10 protein-coding genes and 1 pseudogene are annotated in these 9,469 nt (G+C 62.3%); 10 read left to right on the forward strand and 1 reads right to left on the reverse strand.

Annotated elements, in window-relative coordinates; translation table 11 throughout:
- From AC1D0Z_RS12185 to AC1D0Z_RS12195, 3 genes and pseudogenes are all read left to right on the forward strand, one after another.
- Positions 1-469: pseudogene (locus AC1D0Z_RS12185) on the forward strand (glutamine synthetase); the annotation flags it as partial.
- 27 nt (positions 470-496) lie between these two features.
- A complete protein-coding gene (locus AC1D0Z_RS12190) occupies positions 497-829 on the forward strand; it encodes a 2Fe-2S iron-sulfur cluster-binding protein (protein WP_477658509.1) in 333 nt (110 codons plus the stop codon).
- A gap of 19 nt (positions 830-848) precedes the next feature.
- Positions 849-1,151 (forward strand): antibiotic biosynthesis monooxygenase family protein, encoded by a 303-nt coding sequence (locus AC1D0Z_RS12195; RefSeq protein ID WP_477658510.1) that lies wholly within the window; start codon positions 849-851, stop codon positions 1,149-1,151.
- Positions 1,152-1,242: 91 nt separating this feature from the next.
- On the opposite strand, the gene AC1D0Z_RS12200 is transcribed toward AC1D0Z_RS12195, so the two are convergent.
- Positions 1,243-1,686 (reverse strand): MarR family winged helix-turn-helix transcriptional regulator, encoded by a 444-nt coding sequence (locus tag AC1D0Z_RS12200; RefSeq protein WP_457280374.1) that lies wholly within the window; start codon positions 1,684-1,686, stop codon positions 1,243-1,245.
- A gap of 101 nt (positions 1,687-1,787) precedes the next feature.
- Between AC1D0Z_RS12200 and AC1D0Z_RS12205 the strand changes: the two genes are divergently transcribed.
- From AC1D0Z_RS12205 to AC1D0Z_RS12235, 7 genes are all read left to right on the forward strand, one after another.
- On the forward strand, positions 1,788-2,981 hold the full coding sequence (locus tag AC1D0Z_RS12205; protein ID WP_477658511.1) for a 3-hydroxybenzoate 6-monooxygenase: 1,194 nt from the start codon (positions 1,788-1,790) through the stop codon (positions 2,979-2,981).
- A gap of 26 nt (positions 2,982-3,007) precedes the next feature.
- Positions 3,008-4,006, forward strand: a complete 999-nt coding sequence (locus tag AC1D0Z_RS12210; RefSeq protein WP_477658512.1) for a Bug family tripartite tricarboxylate transporter substrate binding protein — start codon at positions 3,008-3,010, stop codon at positions 4,004-4,006.
- A gap of 15 nt (positions 4,007-4,021) precedes the next feature.
- A complete protein-coding gene (locus AC1D0Z_RS12215; protein ID WP_477658513.1) occupies positions 4,022-5,386 on the forward strand; it encodes an FAD-dependent oxidoreductase in 1,365 nt (454 codons plus the stop codon).
- Between the two features lie 36 nt (positions 5,387-5,422).
- Positions 5,423-6,517, forward strand: a complete 1,095-nt coding sequence (gene gtdA / locus AC1D0Z_RS12220) for a gentisate 1,2-dioxygenase (protein WP_477658514.1) — start codon at positions 5,423-5,425, stop codon at positions 6,515-6,517.
- Positions 6,514-7,209 carry a fumarylacetoacetate hydrolase family protein gene (locus tag AC1D0Z_RS12225; protein WP_477658515.1) on the forward strand — a complete coding sequence of 232 codons (696 nt, stop codon included), beginning with the start codon at positions 6,514-6,516 and terminating at the stop codon, positions 7,207-7,209. The genes gtdA and AC1D0Z_RS12225 overlap by 4 nt, the downstream gene beginning before the upstream one ends.
- A gap of 195 nt (positions 7,210-7,404) precedes the next feature.
- Entirely contained in the window at positions 7,405-7,914 is a 510-nt protein-coding gene (locus tag AC1D0Z_RS12230) for a TRAP transporter small permease (protein ID WP_477658516.1), read from the forward strand.
- Entirely contained in the window at positions 7,911-9,230 is a 1,320-nt protein-coding gene (locus AC1D0Z_RS12235; RefSeq protein ID WP_477658517.1) for a TRAP transporter large permease, read from the forward strand. The genes AC1D0Z_RS12230 and AC1D0Z_RS12235 overlap by 4 nt, the downstream gene beginning before the upstream one ends.
- The last annotated feature ends 239 nt before the right edge of the window (positions 9,231-9,469 follow it).

Here is a 9,469-nt window from a genome sequence, read left to right on the forward strand (position 1 = left end):
CGGCATGACAGCCTTCTGCACGCCCACCATCAATGGTTTCGGCCGCTTTCGGCCAAATGCGCTGGCACCTCAATCGATTTTGTGGGGCCGTGACAACCGCGGCGCCATGCTGCGCGTGGTCGGCCAGTGCAACGACAACGGCACACGCATCGAAAACCGCATCGGCGAACCCGCCGCCAACCCTTACCTCTATCTGGCTTCGCAAATCCACGCCGGGCTGGACGGCATCGCGCGCCGCCTGAAAGCCCCGCCGGCCACCGACGCGCCTTATGGTGACACCGCCGAAAAATTGCCCACCAGTCTCGAAGAGGCGCTGCAAGCCTTGCAAGGCGACACGATGCTGGTGGAGGCATTCGGCAGCGCGTTCGTCGCTTATCTCTCGCGAGTCAAACAGGCCGAAATCACCCGCCATGCCGAGGCCCAGGACCAGGACGACTGGCAAAGGCGTGAATACTTCAGCCGGATCTAGCCGCCGCAGCTCGCATAAAAAATACCCATGATCACCATCCATTTCATCGAATCGGGCGGCCGCTCCACACCGGTAAAGGGCAAGGTCGGCAAAAGCCTGATGGAAGCCGCAGTGGCCGCAGGCATTGACGGCATTGCCGCCGACTGCGGCGGCCTGCTGACTTGCGCCACCTGCCATGTACACGTGCAGGAACCTTTTTCCTCGGACACGCAAACCCTGCCGCCACCTGATGGCGAAGAGCTCGGCATGCTCGCATTTACCGCCGCGCCGCGCCTTCCGAACAGCCGGCTCAGCTGCCAGATCAGGCTCACGCCCGCGCTCGACGGATTGACGGTAGAGTTGCCGGCTACCCAGTATTAATTACTTCAGAAAGTTGTCCATGATTCTCGAACTCGCCGACATCCGCATTCACCCGGGCCAGCAAGCCGCCTTTGACGAAGCCATCCAGCGCGGCATCCGCGAAGTCATTTCCAAAGCCAAGGGCTTTCAGGGCTTCAAGGTCAACAAGGGCATTGAAAACCCCGAACGCTACATCCTGCAGATCTTCTGGGACACACTGGAAAACCACACCGTCGACTTTCGTCAGTCGCCCGCCTTTGCCGACTGGCGAGCCATTGTCGGGCCCTTCTTTGCCGGCCCACCCACGGTGGAGCATTTCGCCCTGGTAGCCAAGTCAGCCTGAGCCTTGGGCCAGCGCCTGGCAAAGGGGCAGACAATAAAAAGCGGGGCTGACGGCCCCGTTTTTTATTGTCTGCGCGCAGTTCTGATGCCCGCTACCTGGCCGCGTTTTCGTGGCCGCTGATCAGCTTGCCAAGCAACAAGCCGAGCTGCACCCGCTCGTCATCATCCAGCGGGCTCACGATGCGCTGCTGTGCCTTGCTGACAGCACGCTTCATCTGCAGTGCAACTTTTTCCCCTTCGGGCGTCGTCCACAGCAGTTTGCGGCGCTTGTCGGACGGGTCAGCCTCCCGCTTGACCCACCCTTTGGCCTCCAGCCGCCCGATCACCGAGCCGAAAGTGGCCGGGTCAAAGGCAACGCGGCCCGACAGCGTGATCTGGTCTTCGCCCGGGTCGTCCATCAAGGCGTTCAGGATGGCGAACTGCACGGGCGTCGCGTCAAAACCGGCTGTTTCCTCCATGAAAATCGCGACCGCGAGTTGTTGCGCCCGGCGGATCAAGTGCCCGGGGGCCTCGCTGAAGTTAAAGCTTTTTGCCATTTACCGAGTTTACCGTTCAGCTTTGCGCTCAGGGTATGTACTAGGGACATACATGATAAGCATACTTATCATTGTCAAAGCCCCCTGATACCCTCTCCCATATGTCACATACATCCCCCATTCTCATCTCGGGCGGCGGCATTGGCGGGCTGGCCGCGGCCTTGGTGCTCGCGCAGGACGGGCGCGCCGTGACACTCATGGAGCAGTCGGCGAGTTTTGGCGAGATCGGCGCCGGCATCCAGCTCGGTCCCAATATTTTCCGCATGTTTGACTACCTGGGCCTCACTGAAGCCGTCAACCGTGTGGCGTTCTTTCCCACCGGCCTTGGCATGAACGACGTGCGCACAGGCGAGAAAGTTGTCCGTGTCCCGCTTGGCGACCTGGCCCGCGCCACCTATGGGTTTCCTTATGGCGTGATTTACCGCGCCGACCTGCACCAGGTGTTCCTCAATGCCTGCCGGGCCCAGCCCAACATCACCTTGCGCACCAGCGCCAGGGTGGAGTCGTTTGACCAATCGGAAAGCGGCGTGACCGTACACCTTGCAGGCGGCGAAACCGTTGAAGGCAGCGCGCTGATAGGCGCAGACGGTATCTGGAGCCGCATCCGTGAAGCCGTGGTGGGCGACGGCAAACCCCGCGTGTCGGGCCATATCGCCTACCGCGCCGTGCTCAAGCGCGAAGATGTACCGGCTCATCTGTGGAGCGACGATGTGCTGCTTTGGGGCGGCGAGAAAACCCATCTGGTTCACTACCCGCTACGCCGCGGCGAGCTCTTCAACCTGGTGGCAGTTTTTCACAGCAACAAATACGACGAGGGCTGGAACACCTTTGGCGACACGGCCGAGTTGAACGAGCGTTTCGCCGATGCCTGCCCGCAGGTCCAGGAGCTGCTGGGAAAAATCGAGACCTGGAAGATGTGGGTGCTGTGCGACCGCGAACCCGTGAAAAACTGGACCGACCGGCGCGTGACGCTGCTGGGTGATGCCGCGCATCCGATGCTGCAATACCTGGCCCAAGGCGCTGGCCAGGCGATAGAAGATGCCGTCGTGCTGCGTGAAGCGCTGCGCTTTACGCGCGGCGACGTGCCAAAAGCCTTCCAGAAATACCAGCAAAAGCGCTACCTGCGCACCGGCCGCGTGCAGCTGACAGCCCGTTTTTATGGTGATATTTACCATGCGGCTGGCGTACAGCGCGAACTGCGCAACCAGATGTTCCAGAGCGGTACCGAGAGCGCGGGCTTTGCCGGCCTCAAGTGGATGTACGACGGAATCGAGCCGTCAAAACTGTTCCAATGACGGTTTCAAAAGTCCCAGGGATTGTCATGACTCTTCTTCCCAACACCGCTGCTCTCCGGATAATTGCTACGCTTTTGATAGCTGCTTGCGCTCATCCCTCTTGGGCTGCAGCCCCAAAAGACTTAAAAAATACGGCCTGGCCGACCAGGCCGGTGCGCATACTGGTGGGTTTTCCGGGCGGCTCTACACCCGACATGGCTGCGCGCAGCCTGGCCGAGCCCCTCAGCCGGGCCCTGGGCCAACCCGTGGTGGTTGAAAACAAGCCCGGCGCTTCGGGCAACATCGCCGCCGACCAGGTGGCCAAGGCCACTGACGACCATACGCTGGGCGTTGTCATCAACGGCAACCTGACTTCGGCCAAGCTGCTGTACCCGCAACTTCCTTACGACCCGGCCAAAGACTTTGCGCCCATTTCACTGCTGGCCACGGCGCCGCTGGTGCTGGTAGCGCCTGCAGGCCAGCCCGGCGGCACCGAATTCTTCGCAGCYGCGCGCCAGGGCGGCAGCCAGTGGAACTATGGCTCCGTCGGCAACGGCTCCGTTGCACACCTGGGCATGGAGCTGCTGAAAAGCCGCATGCCCGGCGTCACACCGGTTCACGTGCCCTTCGCCGGCAACCCGCAGGTGGTAACCGCCATGCTGGGCGGCCAGATCCAGATGGCGCTGATCCCGCCCGGCGTGGCCATGCCGCATGTGCGSKCGGGCAAGCTCMGGGCGATTGGCCTGACCGGCGGRCGYTCWTCGCTGGTGCCSGAGGTGCCGCCGCTGGCCGAYGCMGGCGTGACCAASGTCAACCTYGAAGTSTGGACGGCGCTGATCGGCCCGGCGGGTCTCTCCAAAGCCGCGCAGGCCCGGCTGGCGCAAGAGGTGCCGCGCATCATTCGCGACGCCGACACGCGGCAAAAGTTGTTTAACCAGGGCTGGCAGGCTGTGGGCACGTCGCCCGATGGCCTGAAGAGCCGCGTCAAAGACGAAGCCGCCATCCTGGGCGGCATCATTCAGTCGCGCGGCATCAAACTTGAATAATCGCTGAAGACAGTCATGTCCACTATCACCGAAGCTGCGCGCGCACTACCCGTCTACGACGAATTCGACGTTGTCGTAATCGGCGGCGGGCCAGCAGGGCTTGCCGCCAGCGTCAGCGCTGCGCGGCACGGCGCACGTACCCTGCTGGTGGAACGCTACGGTTTCCTCGGCGGCATGGGCACAGCCGGCGGTGTCACCAATTTCGCGGGCCTCTACGGCCGCAAAAACGGCCAGATGCAGCAAGTTGTGCGCGGCGTGGCCGACGACCTGCTGCGGCGCATTGAAGCACTGGGCGGCCTCAACGCGCCGCAGGACGGCATGCAGGGCCGCATCCGCGTCCGCTCCTATGACGTGTCGGCCTACAAATGCGCGGCTGACCAGCTGCTGCTGGCCGCCGACGTGAACATCCTCTTTCATGCCTGGGCCGCGGCTGTAGTGATGGAAGGAAATCGCATCAGCGCCCTGGTGGTCGAAACCAAATCCGGCCGCCAGGCGATACGCGCGTCGCGCTTCATCGACTGCTCGGGCGACGCCGATGTAGCGAACTTCGCCGGCGTGCCATTTGAGCTTGGCGACGGGCATGGCAGCGCACTGTTTCCGTCCACCATGTTTCGCGTCGGCCATGTCGATGCACCGCGTGCCCTGGCGGCCGTGGGTGAATTCAAAGCCATTAATACCCTGATGGCCGAGAGCCAGGCGCGTGAGCCAGGCCGCTACAAGTTTCCCCGTGAAGGTGCCATCCTCCGCCCCCAGAAGAACCCGACCGAATGGCGCGCCAACGTCACGCAAATCCGCAACACGCAAGGCACGGCCATGGACGCCACGGATGCACGGCAGCTCAGCGAAGGCGAACTCGAAGGCCGGCGCCAGATCACCGAATACTTTCGCTTTTTGAAGAATGAAGTGCCGGGCTTTAAGGATTCCGCCATCGTCGACATCGCGCCGCAGGTCGGCATCCGCGAGACGCGCCGCATCCAGGGCCTGTATGCCTTGAGCGGCGAAGACATCCTCTCGTCGGCGCGCTTTGAGGACACCATAGGCATCAACGCCTGGCCGATGGAACTGCATGCCGATGGCCGGATCGACTGGCAGTTTCCGCACAACATGGATGCAGCTGAAGGCCGCGCCTACAACGACCTGCCCTGGCGCATGCTGGTGCCGCAAGGTGTAGCCAACCTGCTGGTGGCCGGCCGCTGCGCCTCCATGACGCACGAAGGCCAGTCGGCTGCGCGCGCCAGTGGCGGCTGCTTTGTAATGGGCCAGGCGGCGGGTACGGCGGCCGCCATGGCGGGTGCCGGACAGGCTTTTTCCGAAACCGATGTGAAACAACTGCAACAGTTGCTCACACGGGACGGCGTGTACTTTGATAACGGCCTTTAAGCGGCGATCTTTAAACCCAGAGACTGGACACCCATCATGGACATGACGCCCCCACCCACTCCTGGTCAGCCCGCTGTGCCCAACAGCGCTGCACGCAAGTCTTTTTACGATGCCATCTCCGCTCACAACATGACACCGCTGTGGGAAGTGCTGCATGCGCTGGTGCCGCAGTCGCCCAGTACGCCCTGCGAGCCGGCTCTGTGGAAGTACGCCGACATACGCCCCTTCCTGATGAAATCGGGCGAACTGATCACCGCCGAAGAAGCAGTGCGCCGCGTGCTGATCCTGGAGAATCCCGGCCTGCGCGGGCAGTCATGCATCACGCAGTCGCTGTACGCGGGCCTGCAGGTCATCATGCCGGGTGAAGTGGCACCCAGCCACCGCCATACACAAAGCGCGCTGCGCTTCGTGATCGAAGGCCACGGCGCTTTCACCGCGGTCGACGGCGAGCGCACACAGATGAAACCTGGCGACTTCATCATCACGCCGAGCTGGACCTGGCACGATCACGGCCACGAGGGCCGCATGGAATCGGATACGCCCGTGGTCTGGCTGGACGGCCTGGATATTCCCATGCTGCGTTTCTTCGACGCGGGCTTTGCCGAAAATGGTACGGCCAAACAGCAGGAGGTCACCAGGCCCCAGGGCATCAGCACCCACCGCTACGGCGCCAACATGATGCCCATGCGCTACGACGCGCCCTTCGGCCAGACCTCGCCCATCTTCAGCTACCCCTACGACCGCACGCGCGAGACCCTGCACCAGCTGGAAACCCATGCCGACGTCGATGCCTGGGATGGCATCAAGCTGCGCTATGTGAACCCCGCCACCGGCGGCTCGCCCATGCCTACCATGGCCACCTTCATGCAACGCCTGCCGGCCGGCTTTGCGGGCAAGCCCTGGCGCCAGACCGACGGCGCCGTGTTTAGCGTGGTCGAGGGCACCGGTTCCGTCAGCATTGAGCGCGATGGCAAAACCTCGACTTTCGAGTTTGGCCCTCGCGACCATTTTGTGATTCCGTCGTGGCACACTGCGCAATTGCGTTCGGCGCAAGGTTGTGTGCTGTTCAGTTTTTCAGACCGCCCGGTGCATCAGGCACTGGGCATACACAGAGAAGAAAGGTTGTCATGAGTTTTGTCATCACCCCACCGGCAGCAGTGTCCGTTCCCGTTGTCGGCACCAAAGACCGTTTTCCCGTCAACCGCATTTACTGTGTGGGCCGCAACTACGAAGAGCACGCCAAGGAAATGGGCTTCACCGGCCGCGAGCCGCCCTTCTTCTTCCTCAAACCCGCAAATGCCGCCGTGGTGGTCGAAGCCGGCGCGACAGGCGCCATCCCTTACCCATCGCTCACCAAAAACCTGCACCATGAAATCGAGCTGGTGGTGGCCATTGGCACGGGCGGCAAGAACATCAAGGCCGCTGACGCACAAAAGCACATCTATGGTTATGGCGTAGGGCTGGACATGACGCGCCGCGACCTGCAGGGTGAGATGAAAAAGCAGGGCCGTCCCTGGTGCATCGGCAAGGCTTATGACCACTCGGCACCCATCGGCCCCATCACACCCGCCGCGCAGGCCGGCGATGTCGCCAATGCCGAGCTCTACATCCAGGTGAACGGCAAGGATCGCCAGCGCAGCAATGTGTCCAAGCTGATATGGAACATCGCGGAAACCATTGAACACCTGTCAGCGGCCTGGGAGCTGCAACCGGGCGACCTGATCTATACCGGCACACCTGAAGGCGTCGCGGCTGTGGTCTCGGGCGACACCATGGTCGGCGGTGTGGCCGGGCTGGAAACACTCACAGTCAAAGTCATCTGAACACAGGCATTGGCAATCGCGTTTCCCGGCGGGGACAGTTGCGCGATAACCGCGCAGCTGCTTTAATCACCGCGCAAATACCCGCTTTTACCCGGGGTAACCCGCCTGACTGCCTGCCTCCTCAATTCTGATAATCGGCTTACCCGGTTTTTTGGGAGCTCCCAAATACCAAGACCTGCTTTTTGGAGAGCCTTCTTGAAAATCCTGCAGTCCCTGGCGAAATTCTGCGCTGTACTGGCGGGCGTTCTGCTCACGGTGATCACGCTCATGACCTGTGCCAGTCTGATCGGCCGCAACCTGCTGGGTGCTACCCTCGTCGGAGACTTCGAACTCACCGGCGTGGTCACRGGGGCTGCGATCGCGCTGTTCATGCCCCTTTGCCAGATCAAGCGCGGCAACATCATCGTCGACTTCTTCACCGCGAAACTGGGCGAAACCACCAATGACAGGCTGGATCGCTTCGGTGCGTTGCTGTTGGGCCTGGTGTTTGCCCTGTTGGCCTGGCGCACGGTGCTGGGCGGCCTCAATTCCTACAACACACACTCTGAAACCCAGATCCTGGGCTTTCCCGAGTGGACGGTATATGCCGCGATGGTCCCGCCCTTTGTGCTGACCTGCGTGATCGGTGTGTACCAATCCGTCTTCGGCTTCGGCGACGCCCATGGGCCGCACAACCCGCTGGACGAGGTGGAGGCACACGTATGAGCTCCATCACGCTCGCCCTGGTTATTTTCGGCATCATGCTGGTCTTCATGGCCGTACGCGTGCCTATCGCGGTCGCCATGTTTGCCGCGGGCGCCATCGGTTACGTGATGCAAACCGGCTGGGGGCCGTTTTCCAGCTTCCTCAACACCCAGGCCTTCGCGCGCTTTGCCAGTTATGACCTGTCGGTGATCCCGCTTTTCATCCTGATGGGGCATTTCGCCACGCAGGGCGGCATCAGCCGCGCCCTCTTCGGTTTCGCCGCGGGCGTGATGGGCGGCTTCAAGGGCGGCCTGGCCATGGCGTCGGTTCTGGCATGCGCGGCTTTCGGCGCCATCTGCGGCTCTTCCGTGGCCACGGCCGCCACCATCACCGGCGTGGCGCTGCCCGAGATGAAACGCCATGGCTACTCGGGCCGCCTCGCCACGGGTACGCTGGCAGCCGGCGGCACGCTGGGCATTTTGATCCCACCCTCGGTGCCGCTGGTGATTTACGCCATCCTCACCGAGCAGAACATCGCCAAGCTGTTTGCCGCGGCCATGGTGCCGGGCATCATCGCGATGCTGGGCTACATGGTGGCCATTGCCATTTATGTGCGCGTGGTGCCCGGGCAGGCGCCCGAAGTCGACACCGACCGGCCGCCGATGACGCTGGCTTCCGTGCTGGGCATACTGCCCATCGCCATCATCTTCATCATTGTCTTCGGCGGCATCTACGGCGGTTTGTTCACACCCACCGAAGGCGCGGCCGTGGGCGCGGCCGCCACCTTCGTGGCTGCCCTGCTCAAGCGCGAGATCACCTGGGCCAAATTCAAGCTGTGCTTTTATGCCACGGCGGAAAGCTCGGCCATGATCTTTTTGATCTTTATAGGCGCCGACCTGATGAACTCCGCGCTGGCCCTGACGCAGGTGCCCAACCAGCTCGCCGGCGTGGTCGGCGGCTGGGGCCTGTCGCCGCTGATGGTTGTGACGGCCATCCTGCTCTTCTACGTGGTGCTGGGCGCCGTGATGGACGAGCTGTCGATGCTGTTGCTGACCATACCGATCTTTTTCCCCATGGTGATGGGCCTGGACTTCGGGATGGCCAAGGAGTCCACAGCGATCTGGTTCGGCATCATGGTGCTGATGACCGTCGGCTTCGGCATGCTGGCGCCGCCGGTCGGCCTCAACGTGTATGTGGTGAACGGATTGGCAAAAGATGTCCCTATCAGTGAAAGCTACAAAGGGGTCATGCCCTTCCTGATCAGCGACACCATCCGCACAAGCCTGCTGCTGCTCTTCCCCGGCATATCGCTGTGGCTGGTGAAATACGTCAGTTAGGCCTTTGCCTAGGGCTTTCACCGCTTCCCAAACCCATCCGCCTGCCTTAAGTTATCGACATTGCCTACAGGAGCCCCGCATGATTCAAAGACGAACCCTTCTCAAAACCGGCGCCGCCGCCGCGCTGGGCGCACCGGCCCTCTCGGGCTTGGCCCAGCAGGCCGTGACCCTGAAATTCCACACCTTCATGTCCCCCTCGTCCAATGTCTGGCTGGCCATGCACAAGCCCTGGATGGACA

This window comes from Polaromonas sp. P1_E3, assembly GCF_056405935.1.

Bases quoted from the DNA above. Each gene is read 5' to 3' on its own strand.
- AC1D0Z_RS12190 (WP_477658509.1), top strand. From the start codon at position 497: ATGATCACCATCCATTTCATCGAATCGGGCGGCCGCTCCACACCGGTA.
- AC1D0Z_RS12195 (WP_477658510.1), top strand. From the start codon at position 849: ATGATTCTCGAACTCGCCGACATCCGCATTCACCCGGGCCAGCAAGCC.
- AC1D0Z_RS12200 (WP_457280374.1), bottom strand. From the start codon at position 1,686: ATGGCAAAAAGCTTTAACTTCAGCGAGGCCCCCGGGCACTTGATCCGC.
- AC1D0Z_RS12205 (WP_477658511.1), top strand. From the start codon at position 1,788: ATGTCACATACATCCCCCATTCTCATCTCGGGCGGCGGCATTGGCGGG.
- AC1D0Z_RS12215 (WP_477658513.1), top strand. From the start codon at position 4,022: ATGTCCACTATCACCGAAGCTGCGCGCGCACTACCCGTCTACGACGAA.
- gtdA (WP_477658514.1), top strand. From the start codon at position 5,423: ATGGACATGACGCCCCCACCCACTCCTGGTCAGCCCGCTGTGCCCAAC.
- AC1D0Z_RS12225 (WP_477658515.1), top strand. From the start codon at position 6,514: ATGAGTTTTGTCATCACCCCACCGGCAGCAGTGTCCGTTCCCGTTGTC.
- AC1D0Z_RS12235 (WP_477658517.1), top strand. From the start codon at position 7,911: ATGAGCTCCATCACGCTCGCCCTGGTTATTTTCGGCATCATGCTGGTC.